Source organism: Paenibacillus vortex V453 (assembly GCF_000193415.1).
GTDB classification, from domain to species: Bacteria; Bacillota; Bacilli; order Paenibacillales; family Paenibacillaceae; genus Paenibacillus_AQ; species Paenibacillus_AQ glucanolyticus.
This window is the reverse complement of the sequence record NZ_ADHJ01000037.1, coordinates 654,889-680,145: the sequence shown is the minus strand read 5'-3', so window position 1 is coordinate 680,145 and position 25,257 is coordinate 654,889. Positions and strand designations below refer to the sequence as shown.

Here is a 25,257-nt window from a genome sequence, read left to right as displayed (position 1 = left end):
CCTTTCATAATGGGCCTCCTGATCAGAAGGGAAGGTTATCGTGTCATGGGAATCAAAATAAGCTGATTATCCTTTCAGTCCGGTCGTGCTGATCCCTTCCACAATGTATTTCTGGAAGATGAAGAAAACGATGACGACCGGCAGCAGCGATAGCGTAGCCATAGCGAACATCCCGCCCCAGTTGTTAAGCGACTCTCCATCGAGGAACAGCTTCAAGGCAAGAGACACCGGATATTTCTCCGGGTTGTTCAAGTAGATGAGCGGATTGATGAAATCATCCCATCTCCAGTAGAAGGAGAAGATCGAGCAAGTAATCAGAGCAGGCACGATCAGAGGCACGACCACCCTGAAGAATATCCCGTATTTGCTGCAGCCATCTATTTTAGCCGCTTCATCCAGCTCCTTCGGAATGGTGCGGATGAACTGCATGATGAGGAAGATGAAGAACGGAATGCCGAAGAATTGGGGTACAATCAACGGCTTGAAGGATGATAGCCAGCCGAACTTGGCAAACATCACGTACTGCGGGACGATCACCACATCATGCGGCAGCATCATCGTAATCATCATGCAGGCAAACCAGAACTGCTGTCCGAAGAACCGGGTTCGAGCCAAACCGAAGGCAACAAGGGCGGAGGAAGCCACGGCCCCGATCGTGGAGATGATGACAATGATGAACGAGTTTGTAAAGAAGGTAGCAAACGTGGTCCCTGCAAAGCCCTTCCAGCCTGTGGCATAGTTCGAGAATTCAAGCCGGCTTGGAATCAGGCTGTAGGCGGTCGTAAATATTTCATGATTGGGCTTAAGCGAGCTTGCCACCAGCCACAGAATCGGATAGGTCATGCCGAGGGCGAACAATCCGACCAGGGTGTGGTAGAGGATGCGTCTGGATTTGGTCATAACCGTCAATCTCCTTTCGACTCGTAGTGAACCCAGCGGGTAGATGATCTGAAGATGAGCAAGGTCAGGACACCGACGATAAGAAGCATGATCCAGGCAAGCGCTGATGCGTAACCCATTTCAAAATGCGAGAACGCCTTACGGTATAAGTAAAGTGAATAGAGCAGCGTCTGATCCAGCGGTCCGCCTTCTCCGCGCGATATGATATAGGCGGGGGTGAAAGTGAGGAACGCCGATATGGTCTGAAGTGTCAGGTTAAATAAAATGATGGGGCTTAACATGGGCAGCGTAATCTTGAAAAAGCGATGGACCGCGTTGGCGCCGTCCACGCTGGCGGCTTCATAGTAATCCCTCGGGATATTTTTGAGCCCGGCCAGAAATATAATCATCGAAGAACCGAACTGCCAGATCGATAAAGCGATCAGTGTCCAGAGTGCCGTGCTGGGATTCCCGATCCAAGACGTGGTGGAATGAATCCCGAATAGGGACAGGGCAGAGTTCACGAGCCCCTTGTCACCGAAGATTTGCTGCCACATGATGGCTACAGCCACACTGCCGCCGATGAGCGATGGCAGGTAGAAGGCAGAACGGTACAGTCCTACCGCCTTGGTAGCGGTATTCAGAATCATGGCAACGAAGAGGGCGAAGATGAGGCGAAGGGGGACACTTGCAAATACATAGGTGAAGGTGACCTGAAACGACTTGCCGATTTTGTCATCCTCCAGAAACAATCGTTCATAATTGGCCAGACCGAGCCACCTGGGCGCTTCCATCAGGTTGTAATTCGTAAACGAATAATACAGGGATGACAGGATGGGATATAACGTAAAGATGAGAAAGCCAAGAACGAACGGAGCAGAGAATACATAACCCGTAATATGCTCGTTCTCACGGAGTCTCTTCATGATCTTCAACCCCTACAATTCAGATTTGATAACGCCCCGTGTTGGGGTCATTGATGTAAAAAAGGCATCTCTTGCGCACACAGGTAAGACGTGCGGGAGATGCCTTGTCTAACCATGTTCTGGTTACTGCTGAGATCTGGCCAAAATGGCGTTGGCTTCCTTGCGGAACTCAGCCGCGGCATCTTCGATCGAGATTTTCTTGAACAGGATGCGTTCGCTGAGATCGCGCAGGAGCTTCTCAATCTCAACTGCTCCGATTGGATTCGGAGGATCTCCTTGCGTGCTGTTGGCTTCCGCCCAAGTGACATAGTCAAAGATCTTGGCTTCGTTCTCTGACAGCAGCGGTTTGAGCGCTTCCTTCACCTTGGCGGATACCGGCACCCCGCGTTCGCCCTTGATCAGCTTGTTGGCTTCGATATCATTGATGAAGAAACTGATGAATTTGGCGGCTTCTTCTTTATGCTTCGAGGTTTCGGTGACCGAGAAATACATGGAAGGTTTCAGGAAGAGACCGTCCTTCGTTCCGGGACCCGGCATGGGATTCAGCTCCAACGGACGATCAGTCACCAGATTGGCCACGGCGAGGAACTGGTTGGACCAGCCGGTACCCGATATGGAGTTGCCAAGAACGATTTCATCTTCTTCGGCTACGCCTTTCTTCTGGGCTTCCTTATCCAGAGACAGGATATATCCGTTGTCGTACCATTTCTGGTAGCGGGTGAAATAATCGATGAACGCCTGGTCATCGCCGTATCCGATCGTCTTGCCGTCGGCACTGTACATTTTCTGGCCGATGGTTCTTAGATAGTAGGGGAAGAAGACGTCATGCCGGTAAGCAAAGCCCCCGATTTGCAGTCCTTTTTCCTTGGCTTGGGCCCCCATTTTGTCCATGTCGTCCCAAGTCCATTCCTTGGATGGAATGTCAATGCCATTCTTCTTCATTGTCTCGATGTCGAACGTTGTTTGGAGTGCATTCACGCCGAGATTCAAGGCAACCAGCTTGCCGTTGACCTCGCCTCCGCTCAGCGCATTCTCGCTGACGTCGGCCACATCCAGCTCGCCGCTCTCGGTGAACGGCTTCAGATCAGCCAGCTGATTCCGGCCTGCGTATTGATTCAGATAGGAGATGTCCATCTGAATAATGTCCGGGAGTCCGCCGGCCACCGCTTGGGGAGCGAGCTTCTTCCAGTAATCATCGAACGGGGCGTACTCAGGCTCAATTGTGACGTGTGGATTCTGAGCTTCATACATCTCAATGACCTTCAGGGTGTAATCATGCCGGGATTGTCCGCCCCACCATGCAATGCGGAGTTTGACCGGATCCTTGCTATCGCTCGCAGCAGCTGGCGGTGTCTCGGTTCCGGTCCCATTGCTTGCTGGCGTCTCTGCAGCACCGCCGCCCGAACAGCCGATCAAACTTCCAATCAGGGAAAACATCAGAACTGCGGTTAATACTTTTTTCATTCCATTTCCTCCCCTTTGTTAATAAACCATATCGACCATAAATGTTAGTGCTTACATTCCCAATTATCTTGTGTTAGAGGGGAAAGAGTAAGGAAAAAAACCGTGCAGTTTGTTTAAAAAGCAGAGATGTACGTACAAGTTAACCTCTATTTTTTCATAAATTCGGAGGGTGTACAGCCGATCTGCTTCTTGAATACCTGACTGAAATATTGAGGATTGTCACCGAAACCAAGCAGCTCGGCCATCTCGAATATTTTGATATCCGGGTCGCTCTGCATCATTTCGGTTGCACGCTTCATCCGTAATTTCATCACGTAGTTGGAGAATTTCTCGCCTGTCTCCTTCTTGAAGAGTTTGCCGAGATAGTCTGCGTTCATATACAGCATGTCATTGGCTACCAGATTGAGCGTAAGCTCCGAGTTCCCAAGCTGCTGTTCGATGATCTCAACGACCTTGCGAACGATGGCATTGTATTTGACTTTGTTCTGCTCGAAGTTTCGCTGCGTAATTTCCCTTACCGTGTCTTCGAGAAATGCTTGAATGGCTTGCAAGGTGCTCATTTCGGCGATTTCCGGAATCCGCGCATATCGCTGCTGCATCTGTTCAGGGTCGGTTAGACGGATGAGGGACACATATTGCTGGATCACGTAGGATTTGGTCAGTTCAATGCTGAGCTGCGCCCGCTTCAGCTCTTGAACGAATTCTGCCAGGGCAAGCTCCGCTTCTTTGCGGTGACCGGATCGGACAGGCATGCACAGTCGTTCCTCATCGAGAACAAAACCTCCCTCCAGGCTGCCACTATGAAGGGTATCCTCTGTGGTGATCATCCCGCTTTCATCCAAGTAGAAGCGGTAGTTGAGGCACTGCAATGTATCCCGGTAGAGCTTCCGCGCCAGAGTAACAGGCCCGGGATCGCTAATGGCGATCGTTACATCCATCTTGTAATACTGTTTAAAGGTACAGCGGATATCCTGAAGCTGTTGATGGAGCTGTTCATCGTCTCGATTCTCGATAAGCACCAGAACCTGCTGCCCAATGGTAGTGCTCAGCAGGGTGGAGTCTAGGAGGTCTTCGGCAATATTCTTTACGGCGAATTGATGCTCAAATTCCACGTTGCCCTCCAGCTGGAACAACAGCAGGCGCACGGGTTGATCGAAGCTGTATTGAAACAAGCTGCGGTATTCCTCCAGGTCATGACGTCCATAGGTTTTGTTGGTGACAAACTCCTTGAGAACCTGCTCTTTGACGTGAGGCAGCACCTTGCGGAGGCGGCCCTTCATCTCTTGAATGAATGACTCCTTATGCTGCAATGCCGTCAGTTCGCCAATGACCTCCTTCAGGGCTTCGCCGATTTTGATCTCGTCGGTAGGCTTCAGCAGGTAATGCTTCACGCCGTACTGCATGGCACGGTTGGCATACTCAAATTCGCCGAAGCCAGACAGCAGCACGAATTTGATATGGGGATGGGAGGCGTAGGTTTTGGCTACGAGCTCCAGCCCATCCAGTCCGGGCATGCGAATATCGCAAACAACGATATCCGGTGCCTCTCTCATGATTTTTTCATATGCCTGGATCCCGTTCTGGGCAGTGCCTGCAAGTATGGTCTGATATGCTGGCCAGTCTACCATCTGGGATATGCCGTCCAGAATAATTCGTTCATCGTCCACAAGCAGAACCTTATACATCGAACAATCCCTCCGTTATTTAGGTAACGACAGAATCACCCGGGTTCCAAGCCCCGGCCCGCTGTCAATGGTTAAGCCATAATGTTCGCCAAAAGCAAGCTTGATTCGTTCATCGATGTTTAACAGTCCGATTCCGTTACCACTGGTTGTCAAATTGCCGCTTCGCAGTTGCATAAGCGTATCCGGCCCCATGCCCGGGCCATCATCCTCCACCACAACGCAGAAAGCGGAGGGGGTCTCCTTGCAGAACAAGATGATTCGGCAAGGCTCAATTGAAGGCTCCAGTGCATAATGGATGGCATTCTCAAGCAGGGGCTGAAGGGTCAGCTTGGGAATGGGGCGCTGCCAGTCCTGCTCCTGTACATCCATTGTAAATTGGAGGCGGTCTTCAAACCGGAACCTCTGAATGAGGATGTAATTCCGGACAATCTCCAGCTCCTCGCCCAGCGTCAGAATCGGTTCTTTCAGGCTGACCGAGTTGCGGAGAAGGAAAGCCAGGGCCTGCACCATATCGGAGATTTGAGACTGCTTGTTCATCTTCGCCAGCCAGTTCACGGATTCCAGGGTGTTATACAGAAAGTGGGGATTGATCTGGGCTTGCAGTGCTTTGAACTCGGTTTCTTTAATTAACAGCCGGTTCGAATAGTTCTCGGTAATGAGGGCATTGATTCTCTCGATCATGAGTCGGAATGTCCGGTGCAGCAGGCCCAGCTCATTCATGGCTACAGGCGTCGCATCCTGGGGCAGAACATTGGCTTCTGCAAAGTTTCCTTTTTCCGCGAGTTTCATCCGGGTAATAAGACTTTCGATGGGACGTGTCAGCCCTCGGCTGAACCGTATACCGAGCAGGATCGCAACAGCGAATATCATCGTGAACACGATAATGACGAGCTCTTTAATGAATATGATTTGCTTGAAGGCTTGGTTGAATGGCGTGACGTTCATATAAGTCCAGCCCGTATTGGCGGAGCGGTTATGTGCGATGAAATAGGTATGGCCGTCCATTTCACGCGTGAGGTATCCGTTTCCCGATGACAGGGAGGATTGAATAGCTGCCGGATCAAAGTGCGGTGTTTGCGGATAGATTAGATCCGTACCCGCAGTCATGATCAGATCCCCTTCCCCGCCAGCGGACTTGCGAACGATTTTATCCATATTGATTCGGATAATGATGGTCCCCAAGTAATGCAGGTCGAACAGCGTACCGGTATAGGAACGTATTTCCCGGGAAAGTAACAGGGCCGAGTCCTGTTCGTCAGGGTAGATCCAGCGTTCCTCGCCATCGGCATCCCCGGCAAGCTGAAGGATATGTTCTTTCTTAGCCGGATCAATTGGAACGATGCTGCCGACATCATGCTGTTTATCGTAGGAGTCAATCAAGTGGATGGAATAAAGCATGGGCTCGGAGCCGACATAATTCAGAAGGCGGTCCACAAGATGCTGCCTCAGTATGAGCCGGTCATAATCAGAGTCGCTCCCCGAGATGGAGCGCAACAGGTTTTGGATCTGGGTATCGGTTATGATGTTGAAGGAGAGCTGTTCGATCCGCTCGAGCTCTGACTCAATGGCAGATGAGGACAGGTGCAGAACCTGGGATGATTTGAGGTACAGCTGCTCGTCGTAGATGGAGAACGCATACTGCTGGACGATGACGGCGAAGGTAAATGCCATCGCAACGATCAGGCTGATAAGAAGTGAGAGTTTGTTTTTGATTTTCATATTTTTATAGATGGCACTCCATTTTTGCACGGCAACGTCTCCTTGTGCTTGACCTTGAAATGTTGTGTACACATTATGTACCGGGTTGTAAACGCTGTCAATATTGTTATTGGGCAGTAAACCAGTGCAAGGTTTCAAGATACAGTCGGTTATTTAAACAAGATGGACGGTTATTTGGATTTATTTCGGGAGGCGTGCGGTACATAATGGTTCAGAGGGTAACAGCAGCCTTGGGGAGGTGTAAAGTACTATGTACAAGTTTGATTTTGGAACAGAAACACCGTGTCATGATCATATCAAAATAACGGCAGAGACCTTATATAGTCCAGAGCTTGGCTACGGCTTCCATTCCCTGTCTCCGTTATCCGCTGTGAACCGATTGGGGGAGCAGACGTTATCGGGAGATTTTGTAATCCCGCTGAATGCGACATTTCAAATCGATGTGCCGGATGGTCTGTACACCTTGCACCTGCTGATCGGTGATGCCTGGTTTGATACCGAAACCTCCATCCGGGGAACGGAAGGGCAGATGCTGCTGGATGGTTTGCGGACACAGGGAGGTCACTTTGAACGATACAGCGTTACGGTGCCGGCTGTCCAAGGCGCAATCATGCTGTCCTTTTCCGGCCGCGCTCCCCGGATTAATGCCATGGAGGTAGCAGCTTCCCCGCATGCCTGCCATTTGTTTCTGGCGGGAGATTCGACGGTGACCAACCAGCCAGCGGGCGGATTTCCCTACACCGGTTGGGGGCAAATGCTGCCTTCCCATATCAAGGCCGATGCTGCTGTTAGCAATTACGCGCGTTCGGGCCGAAGTTCCAAGAGCTTTATAGCTGAGGGGCTTCTGGATCCGATTCGGGAAAAGCTGAAGCCGCATGATTATATGCTGATTCAGTTTGGTCATAACGATCAGAAGCGGGACGAGGAGAGATATACGGAACCCTTTACCACATACAAGGAGTTTCTGAAAATATACATTGACGTTTGCCGGGAGAAGCAGGCCACTCCGATCCTGCTAACACCTGTCCATCGGCGTTATTTTGATTGCAATGGCAGGCTGAAGGACACGCACGGAGATTATATTACAGCTGTTCGGGAATTGGCGGTGGAGGAGCAGGTTCCCTTGGTGGATCTTGCTGCGCTGAGTTTGGATTATTTTAACCGACTCGGGCCGGATGGGACAAAATCGGTGTTTATGTGGGGAGCACCCGGTGAATTTCTGTTGTTCCCGCAAGGGGTGATGGATAATACCCATTTTCAGCAGCGCGGTGCAGTCAATGTGGCGGAGCTGGTGATTGGCGCTTTGAAAGGGCTTGGTCTTCAGCCGTTGTCTCTCTATTTGCGATAGCCTTTATTTTGCGGGGGATGATTCGTCATACAAGGAACTTTGGTTGTGAACAGCGAATTGGTTCTAATACCTTATACACGAGGAGAGATTACGGCATGTCAAAAGGCGAGAAACAATGGATCATCCCGGACGCTTACATTCCTCCTGTGAGCAGTGGAGAGCTTACCAGTCATGAGTCGGTCTGTGTCTTGAACTTAAGCGATCAGGATGTGGTGATTACGGTTCACGCTTACTTCGAGGATCGTGACCCCCTGCTCGGAATGGAAACAATCGTTCCAGCCCAAAGAACCAAGCACATACGGACCAGTTCGCTTGCAGCGGAGGATGGAGAAGGCATACCTTCGGGTGTTCCCTATGCGATGGAAGTAACCAGCAGTGCGCCTGTGTTTGTTCAGTACAGCCGTCTGGATTCGACTCAGGCAGAGAATGCCTTGATGAGTGTCATGGCGTATCCGATATCAACAATTTAATGTGAAAAAGGATATACTGCGAAGGATTTACAGCGATAAAACGAAAGAAGGACCGAGTACACACGGTCCTTCTCTTTACGTTGATATGAATTCAGTTTAAATAATGGCGTCTTTCGTCATTTCGTAGAGCGTAATGGAATCCTGGCGTATTTCCAGTGAAATCACCGTATCCTCTTTTTTGAAAAAGTAGACATGACCCAGCCGGTTATCCTTCAGTTCCGTCCATCCTGAATCCTGTATCTCTTGGATGTATCGCTCTGGCGTGGACAAGCCCTGCTCCCCGCCGATGCCCTTTACTTCATATTTAACGCCGTTGTCAATGTTGGGATTTTCGGATGAGGATATGGTCTCCAATAGTGCCGAACTTTCCGGGATGGGGTAAATCGCCATGAATGGAAGAGGTTGTGTACCCGTCGTACAGGCTCCTCATATTTAGGGGTACATCCGATGGGCCAGCAGGAATAAGGGTAACAACATGAAGGTGATAAGATATTTTCTCATGGGCATCGCTCCTTTCTATAATGAACGCAACAAGTCTGGAAAAAGTTGTGGGTGCATCCACTTTTCTAATTGAATGCTTCATTACCGAATGAACCAACGGCGTTATGCAGGGACAAGCGGGGACGGCATTATCTATGCCCGGGATTTTAGCGAATACAGGACGATAATGGGGGAGAGCATGGCAAACGACTTGCATCAGATGACAATTGAAGGGTGAGTATTCCGGTCACTAGCCTCTAGATACGAACGAGGGGAAAAATGTTAAAATAAACATCAGGCAGTTAGCTTGACGTTTATTTGTATGCTGCCCTGATGTTGCGAAATGAGAATAAATTAATACATATAACAACCACGGTAAGGTGATTTTGGATGATTGATGATGAGTCCCATATAACCGCTTACCGCCATACTTGGAAGAGAAGAACGTTTTTTCCGGCCATGATTTCCTGGGTGGGACGGGAGCATATTTGATGCAGGTCAGAATCTAGTAATCCAGTAATCTTTAGCAATCTAGTTATCCAGCAATTTAGTTATCCAACAAAGATCATAGGACAGCTTTCCCCATCAGTCGAAGAGCTGGCGTAGCACGACCCTACTTCATACGAGAATACGAGAGAACACGAGGTGATAATCATGAAGCCATTGTCAGTAGGAATTATCGGGACGGGGTTTGGTGGCCATGTTCATGCCCCCATCTTCTCGTTGCATCCGGGATTCGAGGTCAAATCGATTGCGAGTGTCTATCGGCAGCAGAAGGCTGAAGAGCATACGTGGAAGGGAATTCAGCATTACAGAAATTGGCGCGACATGCTGGAGAAAGAACAGCTGGATCTCGTATCCATTGCATCCTCTCCCAGCCAGCATTATGAAATGACGATGCTTGCGCTGCAATCCGGTCATCATGTCCTGACAGAGAAACCTCTCGGCATGAATGCGGAGCAAACATTGCACATGCTGACGGAGTCAGAACGGGTCAAGCGTAAAGCCTTCGTTAATTTTCAATGGAGATGGACACCAATCCGACAACGCATCAAGCGTATGATGCAAGGCAAAGAGCTTGGAGATATCCAGCATATTCAATATACAGGGAGCTTCTCTGGACATGCCGTGCTTGCGAATTCCTATCGTGGCTGGGAAGCGCGGCGTGAGGAGGGAGGGGGATTCTTGTTTGCAATCGGGTCCCATATGGTCGATTCCCTTCTATGGTGGATGGACGAGGAGATTACGGACGTGTACGGCGATTTGAGAACACAGATACCGACATATAGCGGAGACGACGGGCTTGAAGTCAGGGAAACGGACGATGCGTTTACCTTCATTGGGCGCTTCAGAAGCGGGGCCTCACTTGTTGCGAATGTGTTTTTTCCCGGAATCCGCGGAGCGGGCTGGAAGCTGGAGATCCACGGGACCAAGGGGACGCTGATGATGCGTAATGATGATACTCTTGAATGCAGCTTCGGCGGTTCATTTGAGAGAATCGATCTTGAGCCGGTTCATGCCCCGGCTAGCCTGGAAGCTCCGGCGGTGCATTACTATAATGGTTTTTATCAGATGGTCGATGGCATCTATAGCACCCTGGCTGGAAATCAAACCTTCCCGGATATTCCGACTTTCCTGGATGGCCACAAGGCACAAGCCGTTCTAGATGCGATACGTCTCTCGTCAGAGACGAACACCCGAATAAACGTTGATTATACCTAAGATAAGAGATTCGGCATGGATTAAACGGTAAACAGCAGGGAGGCGTGGATATGAGCCAACGACGTCTTCAAGTGGGAATGTGAAGTCAATGGACGGAAGAGAACTGGGAGGGCACGTACTATTCCGATGATGACAGGGATACATATATTAATAGTTGATTTCGGTGTTTTTTGATCGAATGGAGTGAAGAGTAACGCTATGATGAACCGGTGGGATCATTCGCTTATTAGGGGGAGGAGGAATCCTCGATGATTCAGAGTTTGATCGTTGTATTTCTGCTTACGATGGTTATTCATACGGCTGAGACCTTGTCTTACTCCGTCAGGTATGCGGGCGTGAAGCTGAACAAGATTGCTGTGGCGCTGTCGCTGACAGGGATTATCGTGCTGGTGTCCAGAACGTCCAACCTGATCCAGGCCCCGCTTACAGCCAAGTTTGTTGATTATGCACGAGACCATCCCACATTTGACGTGCTCTCTTATTTCAGGGCGATTCTGTTAGCCGCTTCAATCGGAACGATCATGGCCATTGCGCTGTTTCCGACCTTCGTGAACTTGTTCAGCAGAATTATCAGTAAGCTGGAGGTTGCCGGATCGATTCCGAAACTGGTCTCCAGCGTAACCATCGGACAGCTCAAGAATACAAGGCATTACGTCCGGAAGCCGAATCTGAAGTGGAGCCAGTTCCGGTACTTAGGGATACCTAAGCGATTTATATTCATGAATGTCGTGGTGACGGCTATTTATACCGTGGGCGTCCTGTCATCTTTGTATGCTGCCCATCTTGTTCCGCAGTACAGCACAACGGCGTCTCAAGCCTCCGGTTTGATCAACGGGATTGCCACTATTATTTTGACAATATTCATAGATCCGCAGCTTGGCTTGATCACAGACAAGGCTACGCGGAATGAAGAAGCCAGAGATCAGCTGGGCAAAGTGTATACGATGCTGATGGTTTCAAGATTTTTCGGAACGATGCTGGCCCAGCTTCTCATTATTCCCGCCGCTTATGTGTTAAGCGTGATTGTAATGTGGATCTAAGAATAAATTGCCCGAGAGTAAGAAGGAGACACGATAAAACATGATCACCCGTAAACGAATTATGCTGGAATCCGTACTGTTTGCAGCAGCGATATATGGCGGTTATTTATTGTTCATGGTACTGCAGGGGATGATTCAAACCCAAAGATATGTACCGAATCTGGATGAAATCCGAGGGTACGAGCAGGCTGAATACCTCCAGACGGAGGTGGCTTTTGGCATGATCGAGCGGAACAGCGAATGGCTCGCAGTTACAGCCGTCGGAGGATTTATCCTATTGTGCGGGTTGTATGGAAGCATAAGATATATATGGGCAAAATGGCGTTCATGATGCCGACCTCATAAACAAAAGCCTACAGATTCAGATCAGCCCTGTTCATGGACAAACGTTCATGATCAGGGCTGTTTGGGTAGGGAAATGGATTCTAGCTTTTACCCATAGCTTGCTCATGGAATGAAGAGTAATATCCAAACCGTCATTAAAAAATGTGAATTTAAAAGAGTTAATTGGATGACCCAATTACCCGGAATATTGCGATAAAAGGGAAAAACTACCTGAATAAAGTGTTTGAAAGCGCTATTTTGATTCTTGACAGCCTTTTCAGTTGCGTTTATGCTAAACATGCGGTTAATTGGATGACCCAATTATCGTTTGCGCAAGAAGTGATAGAAAGGGTAGTCATATGACCATTAAGAAGATTAAATATCATCGGGTGTACGAGGATGTTATTGAGCAGATCAAGAATCTGATTCTGGAAGGAAATCTGACTCCGGGCGATGTTCTTCCGACGGAGCGGGAGCTGGCCCAATCTTTTGGCATCAGCCGCGGAACTTTGCGGGAAGCATTTCGTATTCTGGAGCGCGAAGGACTCATTGAAGCAAGACCTGGTGGCGGGCGCTTTCTGAGCAAGGCACTGGATGTAGCCGAGGATCGCAGCCGCATTCTGGACAATATCGAACGCGCTACCATTATTGAGTTATTAGAGGCGCGGGAATTGTTTGAGACAGGGATTGTGGAGCTGGCGGCTAAGCGTGCAACCGATGAGGATATTGCCGAGATCGAGGCTGCCTTCGAGAAGTGGGGACAGATCGATCAGGAGGCGGAGGATCGCTCGAAGCCTGACCAGGCCTTTCACTTGTCGATTGCCAAAGCAACGCATAACGTGGTTCTCGTCAATATGATTGAACTGCATATGGATTTGCTCCAGCGGACTCTGAGCAAGACGGCCCAAATTCCAGGGCGCAAGAGCGAGGTTTATGAGGAACATTTACTTATTATGCAAGCTATTAAGGAACGTGATCCGGTGAAAGCGAAGCTGGCTTTGCTGAACCATTTGAGCAGAGTCAAAGAAAACATACAGAAAAACTACATTCATGTATAAGAGGGGAGAAACTCGCCCCTTTTTAACACAAATTGGATAATCCAATTATCCAATGGGCATGAGTGAATATTTTGGTAAAGAGGGACTGCAGATGAATACAGACATTCGAATTCTATCACCCTGCGGCATGCTGGGGTACGGATTTCCTGAACAATCCTTCATGAACGGGATGGAGTTTGAGCTGCACGGCATCGTTGTTGATGCGGGATCTACGGATGGGGGACCGCATAAGCTGGGCGCCGGTGTATCGATCGTCAGCAAGCGTGCGGTGAAGAAAGACCTGGACATTATGATCACGAATGGATTGTCCCGGAAGATTCCCATCATCATCGGCTCGGCAGGCGGCTCGGGAGCTCAGACCCATGTGAACTGGACGCTCGATATCATTGATGAAATCTTGGATGAACGGGGCCTGCAGGCCAAGGTCTCTGTCATATGGGCAGATTTTACTCAGCAGGAGATCCATCAGGCGAAGGAGGAAGGACGCATTAAGGCACTGAGTCCGAATATTCCGCCTCTGACGAGCGAGTTAATTGATTCGACGAACAGCATCGTTGCACAGATGGGACACGAACCTATTGTGGAAGCGCTTAAACAAGGTGTGGATATCATCGTTTGCGGCCGTGCTTATGATCCTTCTCCGTTTGCCGCGATTGGGATTTATCATGGCAAGGACCCGGGGCTTTCCTATCACCTGGGCAAAATATTGGAATGCGGCGCTTTATGCGCGGAACCGGGAACAACGAAGGATAGCATTCTCGGCACGATAAGCGACGATTCGTTCACCGTTCAATCACTTAATCCTGACCGGAACTGCAGCCCGACGAGTGTTGCAGCACATACCTTTTATGAGAAGGAGCATCCCTACATTCTGCACGGGCCCGGATTTACGCTCGACCTGGAGCATTGCCGATTCGAGGAAGTGGAGAAGGGCGTCGTTCGCGTAACGGGCAGCCGCTTCCTTCCGGCTGAGAAATACTTTATTAAGCTGGAAGGAGCAAGACGAGTAGCTTACCGGACGTTCGTTGTTGCGGGGATCCGAGACCCGATTCTCATTGGAAAGCTCGAAGAGGTTGAGGACTATGTCCGCAATCAGGCCAGGGAATATTACCGGGAAATTCCGGAATCGGATTACCAGATTCAATTCTATAATTACGGCAAGAACGGCGTTCTCGGAAGCAAGGAGCCCGAGTCGTTCACCGGACACGAGATTGGCGTCATGTTTGAAGTGGTGGCCAAGACGCAGGAGCTGGCGAACAGCATCTGTGCAACGGTTCGCTCTACGTTCCTCCATTACGGATACGATGGCCGCAAATCAACGGCGGGGAACCTGGCATTTCCATTCGCGCCAAGCGATATCGAGTTCGGTCCTGTCTATGAATTCTCCGTGTACCACCTGATGGAAATGAAAAATAATGCTTTTCGGATAGAGCATCGATAAGGAGGATCAAACTGTGACTCAACTCGGCGATTTGGCGAAGGTGCTGCGAAGTAAAAACTCTGGCCCCTTCGAAATTACATTAGACGTGTTGTTTGATTCCAAGGAGCAATATGACCAAGTAAAACAGTCCGGCCGCATTACAAAACGGACGATATGTGAGTTGTATCAGATTCGGGAGGAGCAGATTCATCACCTGGTATTTTTCGATCAGGCGCTGGGCTTCAAAATTACGATGTCGCGGGATATATCGTCTGGCAGCGTTGGCGACCGCGATGTGTATGGAGCCCAGCAGCATGCACCTCTCATGAAGCTATCCATCGATTATCTGGAGGAGGGATAAGCCATGAAGGTGTTAAGACGCTTAAGGCAGGATTGGGTGCTGTACGCGATGCTGTCGTTACCTCTTCTCTACTTTTTTATCTTCCACATCATTCCGTTATACGGCATGAAACTCGCCTTTCAGGACTATCGGATTCTGGGAGATCATGTATGGGTAGGATGGAAGCATTTCAAGACACTCTTCAGTTCGCCTGCCTTCACAAGCGTACTGCAGAATACCATTATCATCAGTTTGATGAAGATCATTTTTGTCTTTCCGATTCCGATCATGCTATCACTTCTTATTAATGAAGTACGAAGCTCCAAATACCGCAAATATGTACAATCCGTTGTCTATCTGCCCCATTTTCTGTCCTGGGTCGTGATTGCCGGGATCTGGATCAGCCTCCTGAATCCTGCAGACGGCGGAGTCAATCTGATTGCGAACTTCTTTCAACTGCCATCCATCGATTACATGACAAGTAAGGAGCATATCCGCTGGGTGCTGGTATTCTCCGAAATCTGGCGAAGCGCCGGCTGGGATTCCATCATCTATCTGGCAGCTATTATGAAGATCAGCCCAGGATTGTATGAAGCAGCCAAGATCGACGGAGCAACACGGCTGCAGCAGATGAGGTTCATCACGCTTCCTCATTTATACAGCACAGTTGTAACCGTCTTCATTCTGAATCTGGGCTTCTTCATGAATGCTGGTTTCGATCAAGTATTTAACTTTATGAACGATTCCGTCATTAGTGTCGTGGACATTCTGGACACTTATGTATACCGAATCGGTATTGGGAACGGACAGTTTGCTTATGCAACCGCAGCCAGTCTGTTCAAAGGCGTCATCGGTATCGTCCTTATCCTGGGTACGCATTTCATATCGAAGCGCTTCTCGGGTAAGGGCGTCTGGTAAAGGAGGGATTTACGATGAGACGGCTGGAGATTTCTAAAATTGTCATTTATCTGATGTTGTTTGCGTTCACGCTCATGGTATTGGTTCCTCTCCTGCATCTGCTGGCGCTGTCTTTAACAGACCCTGGCAAAGCCCATCTGATGGGTGGACTGGATATCATCCCCAAGGGATTCTCTACAATAAACTACCAACTGCTATTGTCCAATCCTTTGATCACGGGCAGTATTCTGAACTCGGTCTGGATCACCGTTGCAGGTACGTTTCTCAATCTGCTGCTGACCTCCATGGCAGCTTATGTGCTGGCTAGAACCGAATTCATCGGCAAAAAATTCGTGTTGTTCTTCCTTATCGTCATTATGGTATTCGAGCCGGGCATGATTCCGGAATACCTGCTGGTGAAGGATCTTGGACTGATGAATACGCTAACTTCACTGATCCTGTACAAAGCGATCAACGTTTACTATCTCTTTATACTCATGCGGTTCATTCAGGACATTCCGGAGGAAATTCTGGAGGCCTCCCGCATTGACGGTGCAGGTCACTTCCGGTTGTACAGCCGGATTATCCTGCCGCTGTCCAAGCCGGGGCTGGCGACATTGGGCTTGTTCTACGGCGTGTATCACTGGAATGAATATTTCAGAGCCACACTCTACATTTCAGACCCGAGTAAATGGCCGCTGCAGGTCGTGCTCAGACAGTTTGTTGTACGCAAGGACAATACGTCGCTGATCGGCAACCAGAACATGTTTGACAGCTCGATCAATTTTGATTTTGCTTCCCTGCAGGCGGGTACGATCATGATTGCGATTGTACCGCTGTTGTTCCTATATCCGTTCATTTTGAAATACTACGCAAAAGGCGAACTGGAGGGAGGGGTCAAGGATTAAGCGGGGAAGGGCAGCTTATTGAAGGCATTGATGTTCAAATTCAAAAAAGGGGAGAAAGATGAACATGAAAAAATTAAGCCTGTTATTAATCGTTGCCATGCTGGCCATGGTCATGTCTGCATGTACCTCAAACTCGAACTCGCCGGGAGCGGGTCAAACAGAGCCTGGGACCACCCAGCCTGATGGAAGCGGCGATCCGGTTACGCTGAAGATTGTGTACAAGGATGAAGGAACGGCTAACCCCGTTTCCGTTAAATTTTTCGAAACCTTGGAGAAATCCCTCGCTGAAGATGAAGGCTTGAACGTGAAGTTTGAGCTTGTAGACCTCGCGCAGGGCAGTTATGCGGAAAACCTGAACCTCCTGCTCTTGGGCGGAACCATTCCGGATATCATCTACTTCCAGGGCGGAGACCAGCAGATTGCCGATCAAGGTCTGCTGGAGGATCTGACGCCGTATATTGAGAAATCTACCTACATTAAAGAGATCATGGAACCGCACAACCAAACACGGATGGCAAGTTATCCGTATCTGCTGTGGATTAAACCTCTTGCACCTAAGGCACCGGTTGTTCGTGCCGATTGGTTTAATGCCATGGAGAGCTCCAAGGCCTTGATGGAGAATCCGACAGTGGACAATTATTACGCCTTCTTCAAGGAACTGGTGGAGAAGAAGCCGGGTGAAGGCAAGCCGAGTTACGCGCTGACGGCAGCAGGCGATATCGCCGAGATCAACTTCATTTTCAACACGGCATTCGGTCTGGATACCACTTGGCTTAAAAAGGACGATGGAACTTATGAATACTCCAAAGTCTCTCAAAACGAGAAAGAAAAACTGACTTTCTATAACAAGCTTTATAAGGAAGGACTGCTTGATCCGCAATTCATTACGAAGCAGTGGGATACGAAGGAAGATGCCTTTTATAAAGGGGAAGCCGCGGTGATTACGGGGACAGCCGGCAAAATCATCGATTTGTATGATGGAAGAATGCAGGAACTGGGTGGAGATGACGCCAGCCTGATCGTGCTGCCGCCTGCAAAAGGCGAAGCGCAAGGATTCGGCGCCACCGACGTCACGAAGGAAGCAAGAGGACTTGCGATCTCTTCGCAGTCCCCGCATAAAGATGTTGCATTCAAAGTCTTTGATTACCTGGCAAGTCCAAAGGGCCAAATGCTGGACCGGCTCGGATTCGAAGATGAGCACTACAAGGTGGTAGACGGTGAGATTGAGCTGAACGAGAAATATTACAGTGAATGGTATGCACGTTTCTGGGAGCCAACCGAGATCCAATCGGAAACTCCTTTGAAAACGCCGCTCTTGGGCGAGCCGGGCACCGAATCGCTGAAAATGGCTTCGGATTACTACACGGAAGACAACAACTTCATTATTCCTGAGCAGTTCATTGCGAACTGGGATGCCATGAACAATCTGTACAAGGAATATTCAACCGACTTTATTACAGGCAAGAAGGACTTGTCCCAATTCGATCAATTTGTTGAGGCCTGGAACGCTGCTGGCGGAGCAGAGATTACGAAATACGCTAACGAAAACATCAAGTAAGGAGCTTATAACTATGACTTCGTTTCGTGACCGAGTAAGAGGCGTGGTGATATCCACCGCGCTTGGAGACGCAATGGGAGCTCCCATTGAGAAATTGACGTACGAAGAAATCAAGTCGAAATACGGACGCGTGGAATCCTTGATGACAAGATGGCATAAGATGGATCTTCCTGCCGAGGTCCGGCTTGGCCGGGTAAGAGGGGACGGGATTGTCACGGATGATACCCTGATGACGATTGCGCTCATGAATGTGTATCTTACCGAGGGCCGACATCTGGACGCCTATGATATGAGCAATGAATTCGTGAAGGAGATTGCGTTCCGCAAGACGTTTGTCCCTGAACTGAATGAGGAAACGCTCATTATAGACCGATTGTTTTATCCGGAAAAATACATCTTCATGCGTCATGTGCTGGCGAATTGCGACCCGAGAGAGGGCGGCATCGGGAATATGGTGAACTGCGGGGCGGCGATGTACATCGCCCCGATCGGGATTGTCAATGCGGGCCATCCGAAGGCGGCCTATGATGAAGCCATCCTCTTTGCGATGGGTCATCAGAGCAGCTATGGCCTGGAAGCGGCTGGCGTCCTCGCGGCATGCGTCGCGAAGGCTTTTGAGCCTGGGGTGAGCGTGGATGATATTATCGGCACGGCCATCAGCCTGGCGAAGGACGGTACGAAAGCTGCCATACAGGAGCTGACCCAGGCTGCCCGAGAACTGCGGCCGGAGCGGGACAATATGGACAAGGTGATCGAGGTGCTGCAGGCGATCATGCTCAAATATTCCCCGATGGGCGATGACGTTAGCCGTCATATCGACAAGGTTGGCGTTCCGAGCAATCATTATACGCCAAGCCGCCTGTGGTCGATCGAAGAGCTGCCCATGGCGCTTGCGTTCATGGTTCTGAATGAGGGGGAGTACTATCGTACGATCCTGGACGGCGTTAACTCCGGGCGTGACACGGACTCGATCGGCGTCATGGCCGGGGTGATCCTTGGGGCGATGCATGGCAGCGAGGTCATCCGCAAGGAAGATATCGAGCAGCTGAACAAGGTGAACCGTCTTGATCTGTGCGCCGTTGCTGACGAATTCAGCATGGTTGCCGCCAAAATCATTGAGGATGACCTTCGAATCCATGAGATGAGGAAGAACGTTGTTCAACACGAGCTGTAGCAATAAGAAATCATGCGAGGCTGACATTTTTTTGAATTAACCATTTGTTTTGGAGAAATGCAGTGTTCTTCTTCCGCTCCCGGATTTCTGCGATAAAAATTTGGACTCAAGGAAACTCGGGGGCAGTAGAGAACGAAAGAATGCGGTGGAACACACAAAAAATTCATGTTTCAACTTTGAATGCGCAGAGGCTAGGAGGGAGAGTTAATGATACCTAAACAGTATGTAGAGACGGTATATGCAGGATTTATCGGGATGAACATCGGCATAAGGCTCGGTGCCCCCATCGAACCGGTTGCTTGGACATATGAGCGCATCCGGGATGTTTACGGTGATATTCGGGATTACGTGAAGCCGTACAAAACCTTTGCAGCAGACGATGATGCGAATGGTCCGGTGTTTTTCATTCGTGCGCTGTATGACGATGCGACGGACCGCGAGCTTGAACCGGAGGATGTGGGAAAAGCTTGGCTCAATTATGCAAGGGAAGGCATCGGCATGTTCTGGTGGGGCGGCGAGGATATCAGCACCGAGCACCGGGCTTATGTAAATCTGCGCAAAGGCATTTCGGCCCCGCGCTCGGGCTCCATCGAGGTGAACGGGACGGAGATGGCTGAGCAGATCGGCGGCCAGATCTTCATTGATTCATGGGGGCTTCTGTTCCCGGGTCGGGCGGAGAAAGCGGCAGATTATGCGGAAAAAGCAGCCAGCGTCTCGCATGATGGCAACGGGCTGTATGGCGCACGTTTCATGGCAGCATGCATTGCCAAAGCATTTGATGCTTCATCGATGGATGAGATCATCGCTGAGGGACTCCGTATGATCCCGGATGACTCAACCTATGCACGTGTGGTGCATGCGGTTATGGATTTTCATCGGGAGCATCCATCCGATTTTCAGGCTTGCCGTCAATACTTGGAGGATCACTGGGGATACGATAAATATACGGGTGTATGCCATATTATCCCCAATGCAGGCATATGCGTGCTTGCTCTGCTGTATGGCGAGGGGGATTTTGCGCGCACGGTAGAAATCGCGTCCATGTGCGGCTGGGACACCGATTGCAATGCAGGGAATGTGGGAAGCATTCTGGGTGTGTACGGCGGCTTAGCCGGAATTCCGGATCATTATCGCAAACCCATCAATGACTTCATTGTCGCTTCCAGCGTTTCCGGGTACTTGAACCTGGTGGATTTCCCCACTTTCGCCAAAGAGCTCGCATTGCTGGGTTATCGCCTGAATGGGGAGAAGGCACCGCAGGAATTAGTGCAGAGCGTGAAGCAAGGTGAAGTGTACTTCGATTTTGATCTGCCTGGATCAACCCATGGCTTTCGGACAAGCAACCCGTTCAAAACGCCGGTTGTGCGCCATTCCAATCAACGCGGATGCGATGGAAGAGGGTCGCTTGAAGTTGTTTTCGACAGACTGGTTGAAGGCGACAGCAGTAAAATCTACTATAAACCGTTCTACCGCCGGGCTCGTAATTTAATGAGTGAGAAGTATAACGCCTTACCTTTGCGCCGCTTGCCTATAGCGGTCAGACCGTATCTGCGCGAATCTACGTGGACCAGTGGGAAGGCGCGCCAGTGACCTTGACCCCTTATGTTCGGAACACCTATACACAGGAGGACCAGATTCTGCAGGCGGTTACCCCGGTGGGCGGAGAATGGAATGATATTCAATTCGTTATTCCGGATACCGAAGGCGCTATGATCGATGAGATCGGATGGATACTGGAGAGCCCTTCGCCGCTCTTGAATCGTGCCATCGGAAGTCTGTTCATCGGACAGGTCCGTGTTACCGGCTCGGCGGAATACAAAATTGATTTTGCTAAACAGGCCAAAGAATTCGCTTCCATCACACCATTCTCTCACCATAGAGGCAAGTGGGAGCTGCGTGATGGAGCGCTGCATTGTACAGCAGAAGGAGACACTTCATCCTATTCCGGCAATTATTATGCCGGTGATACCGTGGTTGAAGCGACAATAAAACCGATTTCCGGCACCAGCCATTGCCTGATTACAAGAGCGCAAGGCGTGATGCGGCATTATTTGGCCGGTTTTGACGGTCCGAATTCTGTCTCGTTTATTAAACAGGACTTCGGGACCAAGCGCTTGATTACGGCCAGATATGATTGGGAGCTGGGCGAGGAATATCGTTTAAAACTGGTGTCTGAGAAGGATCGCTTCATCTTGTATATTAATGGAGATAATGTACTGGAATGCAAGGAAACGGCCTATGCTCATGGTATGTTTGGCTTTGGCTGTCTGGAGGATGGCGAGAACGAGATTAAGGATGTTCACGTCCGTACATCAGGGCAGAAGTCGGTTTAGAAGAGAGGAGCGGGGTATCTTTGCGTAAGCTGGTTGTCATTGGAAGCATTAATATGGATGTTGTAAGTAATGTGAATCAGTTCCCTCAGCCGGGGGAGACCATTCATAGCAGCGGAACGTCGTTTTTTCCTGGAGGCAAAGGTGCGAACCAAGCGGTGGCGGCTGCGTCGGCAGGTGCAGATTGTGCCATGTTGGGTGCGGTTGGTCTTGATCCTTTTGGTGATACCTTGATTGCTTCGCTGGAGGATCGCCAGGTCCGGGTTAAGTCCGTGCTCTCCAAGGAAGGCACCTCAGGCATTGCGATGATTACCGTCAACAAAGAGGGTGAGAATTACATCGTCCTGTCCGAGGGAGCCAATGGGCGTCTGACCGAAGAGGATGTTGCGTCTGAGGTGAATTGGGATGGAGTATACGCGGTGCTGCTGCAGAATGAAATTCCGTGGCAGACGACGCGGTACGTCATTCACTCGGCCAGTAAGGCCGGTGTCCGCGTCTGGCTGAATCCGGCACCTGCGAGAAGTATCCCCGAAGAGGTATTTCCGCTGCTGGATACGCTGATCGTGAACGAGACGGAAGCAGGAGTGGTTAGCAGCTTGAGAGTAGATGACGCGGCTTCTGCCGAGATGGCAGCCGATTGGATCATAGCCAAGGGTACCTCAAGCGTCATCATTACGCTTGGCGAACAAGGCTGCTTCTATGGAAACGCACGCGGGGAGCGCGTTGCCGTTCCGGCTTATCGCGTGAAGCCCGTCGATACCACGGCAGCAGGAGATACCTTCATCGGCGCTTATGCTGCTGCTTGCACCGATGGTATGGACACAGAGGAGGCACTAAAGTTTGCAACCGCGGCGGCAGCCCTGACGGTGACCCGTCCTGGGGCGCAATCTTCCATTCCGACCAAGGACGAGATACTGGCTTTTATGGATAAGTAATGTTCATGCTGTGTAAGAGAGAGGGCGGTTGGATGCCTTCTCTCTTTTGTTTTTTTCACCTCTTTGGTGCCTGAAGCACGAGAAGGTGTCAAATGTCGGCGGCGCCTGATCACTATAATAAAAGATATGGTGACGATCGCTCGGTGTATCGCCATACGTATAAAATAACGGTTAACGCATGGCTGTTGTCAAGGCATCTGTGTTGCAGGGAAGCTAATGAAACTGCCCGACATGTTCTGCTGAACCCTTTCATATATGTAAGAGTGACGATAATGAATCTATGAAATGGGGTATCTGACTCATGGCAAAACAAAAAAGAGGCAAATCACTTTGGCACTTACCTACTCGCGCTCGCGGTACATGTCCCGTATGTAAAAGCACTCGGATTAAACTGTTGTATCCTCGTACCAAATCGGACGGCACTGCGCTGAAAGTATGCAAGCGCTGTGATGGCGCATCCCAGGAGCGAGTGGATGCAGCAGTGTAGCGCTAAGAGCTGCAAGTCCCTTTGAGGGAGCCCGGCTCCGCTGATAGCTGCAAGTCCCTTTTAGGGGACTTGGAAGCTCGAGTCCAGCTCAACCCGGAGGCTTATTCACGTGTAACGGGCAAGCCTCCCCTCTCGTTGAATAACTCTGCTTTCCTTGCGGCTCAGGGATTATTTGGAATATAATAGTTTTACAATATGAGAGCATAGACCGTTTCCACGTGAGGCGGTCTATGCCTTTTTACACGGATTGAAGCGTGCTCTGTTTTTCGCATTCGGCCAGATCATGGGATATGTGGGAGATAGATGAACATGTGAACGTGAGCGTGAACAAGTAACACCATATTAAACCAATGGCGGTGAATTTAATGTTGGAGTTGCGGTTGAAGGAGTACATAAGGGAGCATAAGCAGCTGATGGATGATTTGGCTATCGTTCGAGATCTGGAGCTGTCGCAATGCTACATTGCGGCAGGCTATATTCGAAATTACGTGTGGGATATCCTGCATGGTTTTGAGAGAACCGACCGTCATACGGATATCGATGTTGTATATTTCGATCCCGATGATGTGTCGGAAACACGGGATATCGATTTGGAACAGAAGTTAAGAGCAGCGACAAAGAATCCGAAATGGTCAGTCAAGAATCAGGCCAGAATGCATGTCAAGAATGGAGATGAGCCGTACAGCTCAACCCATGCAGCGTTAACCCAATGGCCGGAGACAGCTACAGCGATTGGTGCAAGACTGAACCGCGAAGGGGAGCTTGAGCTCTGCTGCCCTTACGGATTGGAGGATTTATTCGCTTTAAAGGTTCGAAGATGCCCGAATTTTCATAAGCGAAGCTATTATTTGGAGCGTGTCCGGAAGAAACAATGGAAGAATCAGTGGGCACGGTTAACAATACTCGAAGTTTAGAGGGGGAGAAGTTCTATGGATCCCGTCCCTATCCATCTGGGGATCTGGAGTCAAAAACCCCTTAATGAGCAATATAGGATATCCGGTATTGAAGGAGCGAATTTAGTGTCCGGATCGGATGAGAACACGGAAGCGGCACTCCTTTATCATACCTTTGTAGCCAGCCGACCAAGCGAAGCGGGTAGCGGAGATGATCCGCTGCCGGGAATTTTTAAGTTATGAGAATAACGGAGTTGCCACGCACTTCAGTGCACTGTTTACATAGAAAGAGCGGCAAGGGCAAGGAATTGGGAGAACGCTTGTGGAATTTGTAAAGAGGTGGGCTCTGGAGAGGGGCGACAATGTGCTGCTGACCAGCGGGAACAAACCCGAGCGCAAGCGTGCCCATACGTTTTATGAGAAAATGGGGTTTCTCCATCGGGACTCCGGTTTGTGAAGACATTATAACAACATGATTGAGGGGTCTGTAGCATGGAAACATTCAATCACGCGCGTGAGAAGGAAATATTGTATCACGAGAAGTTTTATGAAGCGGCCGCCTTGTTTGAGCCGGGCAGCTGGTTAGCACGCCCCGTCCAGACGGTTATGGATCATCTGGAGTTGTTGCCTTTTCAAAATATGCGAGTGCTGGATCTGGGCAGTGGTGTCGGTCGTAACAGCATTCCGATTGCACAGCGAATCCAACCTTCAGGCGGTAAGGTTCTATGCGTGGATTTGCTGCCCTCGGCAGTGGACAAGCTCCGGCAGTATGCTGCCTCCTATGGCGTAAGTTCCAGCATTGAGGCACTGGCAGCGGATGTGCAGCATTATGACATCGCGAAGGATACCTATCATTACATCATTGCCTGCTCTTGTCTTGAGCATATGAGCTCGGAGGCCGCCTTTGTATCCAAGGTCAAACAAATGCAAGCAGGAACCATGGATCGGGGAATTCATTGCATATTAATGAGTACGGAAGTGAAGGAAATCGATCTGGAGACCGGTGTGGAGGAAGAGGGGTTAATCGAGTTGAATTTATCCGCTGACCAAGCCTTCTCTATCTTTTACGAGCTGTATCCAGAATGGGAGATTTTAATGAAGCGCCAAGTACAGCAGGACATTCAAGAGGTGAAGGACGGAAGGGACGTCCTCTTTCGAAGCCAGTGGATTACGTTCATTGCCAGAAAAGGAGTGTCGTGA

Annotated in this window: 24 protein-coding genes and 2 pseudogenes; 20 read left to right on the top strand and 6 right to left on the bottom strand. The window is 49.8% G+C overall.

The genetic code is table 11. The features are described from left to right. Positions 1-66 precede the first annotated feature (66 nt). The 5 genes from PVOR_RS21005 to PVOR_RS20985 all read right to left on the bottom strand — a co-directional run bounded on the left by PVOR_RS21005 (position 67) and on the right by PVOR_RS20985 (position 6,703). On the bottom strand, positions 67-900 hold the full coding sequence (locus tag PVOR_RS21005) for a carbohydrate ABC transporter permease (RefSeq protein WP_006211486.1): 834 nt from the start codon (positions 898-900) through the stop codon (positions 67-69). A 5-nt stretch (positions 901-905) separates the two neighbouring features. Then, positions 906-1,805, bottom strand: coding sequence for a carbohydrate ABC transporter permease (locus tag PVOR_RS21000; RefSeq protein WP_006211485.1), 900 nt, complete (start codon positions 1,803-1,805; stop codon positions 906-908). A gap of 123 nt (positions 1,806-1,928) precedes the next feature. Then, a complete protein-coding gene (locus tag PVOR_RS20995) occupies positions 1,929-3,269 on the bottom strand; it encodes an ABC transporter substrate-binding protein (protein ID WP_006211484.1) in 1,341 nt (446 codons plus the stop codon). Positions 3,270-3,415: 146 nt separating this feature from the next. Continuing rightward, complete coding sequence (locus tag PVOR_RS20990; RefSeq protein ID WP_006211483.1) at positions 3,416-4,954, bottom strand: response regulator transcription factor; 1,539 nt, start codon at positions 4,952-4,954, stop codon at positions 3,416-3,418. Positions 4,955-4,969: 15 nt separating this feature from the next. Beyond that, positions 4,970-6,703, bottom strand: a complete 1,734-nt coding sequence (locus tag PVOR_RS20985; protein ID WP_006211482.1) for a cache domain-containing sensor histidine kinase — start codon at positions 6,701-6,703, stop codon at positions 4,970-4,972. 220 nt (positions 6,704-6,923) lie between these two features. Between PVOR_RS20985 and PVOR_RS20980 the strand changes: the two genes are divergently transcribed. Then, positions 6,924-8,021 (top strand): rhamnogalacturonan acetylesterase, encoded by a 1,098-nt coding sequence (locus tag PVOR_RS20980; RefSeq protein ID WP_006211481.1) that lies wholly within the window; start codon positions 6,924-6,926, stop codon positions 8,019-8,021. A 95-nt stretch (positions 8,022-8,116) separates the two neighbouring features. Continuing rightward, on the top strand, positions 8,117-8,491 hold the full coding sequence (locus tag PVOR_RS20975; protein ID WP_006211480.1) for a sensory rhodopsin transducer: 375 nt from the start codon (positions 8,117-8,119) through the stop codon (positions 8,489-8,491). Positions 8,492-8,587: 96 nt separating this feature from the next. Here PVOR_RS20975 and PVOR_RS20970 read toward each other — a convergent pair whose 3' ends face one another. Then, positions 8,588-8,881 (bottom strand): hypothetical protein, encoded by a 294-nt coding sequence (locus PVOR_RS20970; protein WP_040680761.1) that lies wholly within the window; start codon positions 8,879-8,881, stop codon positions 8,588-8,590. 184 nt (positions 8,882-9,065) lie between these two features. Here PVOR_RS20970 and PVOR_RS32110 point away from each other — a divergent pair, with 184 nt between their 5' ends. The 18 genes and pseudogenes from PVOR_RS32110 to PVOR_RS20890 all read left to right on the top strand — a co-directional run bounded on the left by PVOR_RS32110 (position 9,066) and on the right by PVOR_RS20890 (position 25,257). Beyond that, positions 9,066-9,209, top strand: a complete 144-nt coding sequence (locus tag PVOR_RS32110) for a hypothetical protein (RefSeq protein WP_197477166.1) — start codon at positions 9,066-9,068, stop codon at positions 9,207-9,209. 416 nt (positions 9,210-9,625) lie between these two features. Continuing rightward, positions 9,626-10,693, top strand: a complete 1,068-nt coding sequence (locus PVOR_RS20965) for a Gfo/Idh/MocA family protein (RefSeq protein ID WP_006211478.1) — start codon at positions 9,626-9,628, stop codon at positions 10,691-10,693. 248 nt (positions 10,694-10,941) lie between these two features. Then, positions 10,942-11,733, top strand: coding sequence for a lipid II flippase Amj family protein (locus PVOR_RS20960; RefSeq protein WP_006211477.1), 792 nt, complete (start codon positions 10,942-10,944; stop codon positions 11,731-11,733). 40 nt (positions 11,734-11,773) lie between these two features. Next, complete coding sequence (locus tag PVOR_RS20955) at positions 11,774-12,064, top strand: hypothetical protein (RefSeq protein ID WP_006211476.1); 291 nt, start codon at positions 11,774-11,776, stop codon at positions 12,062-12,064. Positions 12,065-12,416: 352 nt separating this feature from the next. Then, positions 12,417-13,115 carry a FadR/GntR family transcriptional regulator gene (locus PVOR_RS20945; protein WP_006211474.1) on the top strand — a complete coding sequence of 233 codons (699 nt, stop codon included), beginning with the start codon at positions 12,417-12,419 and terminating at the stop codon, positions 13,113-13,115. A gap of 91 nt (positions 13,116-13,206) precedes the next feature. Continuing rightward, positions 13,207-14,556 carry an acyclic terpene utilization AtuA family protein gene (locus PVOR_RS20940; RefSeq protein WP_036641907.1) on the top strand — a complete coding sequence of 450 codons (1,350 nt, stop codon included), beginning with the start codon at positions 13,207-13,209 and terminating at the stop codon, positions 14,554-14,556. A gap of 13 nt (positions 14,557-14,569) precedes the next feature. After that, entirely contained in the window at positions 14,570-14,896 is a 327-nt protein-coding gene (locus PVOR_RS20935; RefSeq protein WP_006211472.1) for a DUF4387 domain-containing protein, read from the top strand. Positions 14,897-14,899: 3 nt separating this feature from the next. Continuing rightward, positions 14,900-15,793, top strand: coding sequence for an ABC transporter permease (locus PVOR_RS20930; protein ID WP_006211471.1), 894 nt, complete (start codon positions 14,900-14,902; stop codon positions 15,791-15,793). A 14-nt stretch (positions 15,794-15,807) separates the two neighbouring features. Continuing rightward, positions 15,808-16,680: a carbohydrate ABC transporter permease gene (locus PVOR_RS20925; protein WP_006211470.1), complete on the top strand. Its 873-nt coding sequence runs from the start codon at positions 15,808-15,810 to the stop codon at positions 16,678-16,680. Between the two features lie 64 nt (positions 16,681-16,744). Beyond that, positions 16,745-18,238 carry an extracellular solute-binding protein gene (locus PVOR_RS20920; RefSeq protein ID WP_006211469.1) on the top strand — a complete coding sequence of 498 codons (1,494 nt, stop codon included), beginning with the start codon at positions 16,745-16,747 and terminating at the stop codon, positions 18,236-18,238. A 13-nt stretch (positions 18,239-18,251) separates the two neighbouring features. After that, positions 18,252-19,412 carry an ADP-ribosylglycohydrolase family protein gene (locus PVOR_RS20915; RefSeq protein ID WP_006211468.1) on the top strand — a complete coding sequence of 387 codons (1,161 nt, stop codon included), beginning with the start codon at positions 18,252-18,254 and terminating at the stop codon, positions 19,410-19,412. Between the two features lie 207 nt (positions 19,413-19,619). Continuing rightward, positions 19,620-21,745: pseudogene (locus PVOR_RS20910) on the top strand (ADP-ribosylglycohydrolase family protein). A gap of 20 nt (positions 21,746-21,765) precedes the next feature. Then, positions 21,766-22,677, top strand: a complete 912-nt coding sequence (rbsK, locus tag PVOR_RS20905; protein ID WP_006211465.1) for a ribokinase — start codon at positions 21,766-21,768, stop codon at positions 22,675-22,677. 301 nt (positions 22,678-22,978) lie between these two features. Further along, on the top strand, positions 22,979-23,164 hold the full coding sequence (locus PVOR_RS32105) for a hypothetical protein (protein ID WP_076150397.1): 186 nt from the start codon (positions 22,979-22,981) through the stop codon (positions 23,162-23,164). A 365-nt stretch (positions 23,165-23,529) separates the two neighbouring features. Continuing rightward, the gene (locus PVOR_RS20900) at positions 23,530-24,078 is read left to right on the top strand and encodes a nucleotidyltransferase family protein (RefSeq protein ID WP_006211464.1); all 549 of its coding nucleotides are present in this window, start codon (positions 23,530-23,532) and stop codon (positions 24,076-24,078) included. 15 nt (positions 24,079-24,093) lie between these two features. Beyond that, positions 24,094-24,300 carry a hypothetical protein gene (locus PVOR_RS20895; protein WP_006211463.1) on the top strand — a complete coding sequence of 69 codons (207 nt, stop codon included), beginning with the start codon at positions 24,094-24,096 and terminating at the stop codon, positions 24,298-24,300. A gap of 55 nt (positions 24,301-24,355) precedes the next feature. Further along, positions 24,356-24,514: pseudogene (locus PVOR_RS29815) on the top strand (GNAT family N-acetyltransferase); the annotation flags it as partial. A 35-nt stretch (positions 24,515-24,549) separates the two neighbouring features. Beyond that, entirely contained in the window at positions 24,550-25,257 is a 708-nt protein-coding gene (locus PVOR_RS20890; RefSeq protein WP_006211461.1) for a class I SAM-dependent methyltransferase, read from the top strand.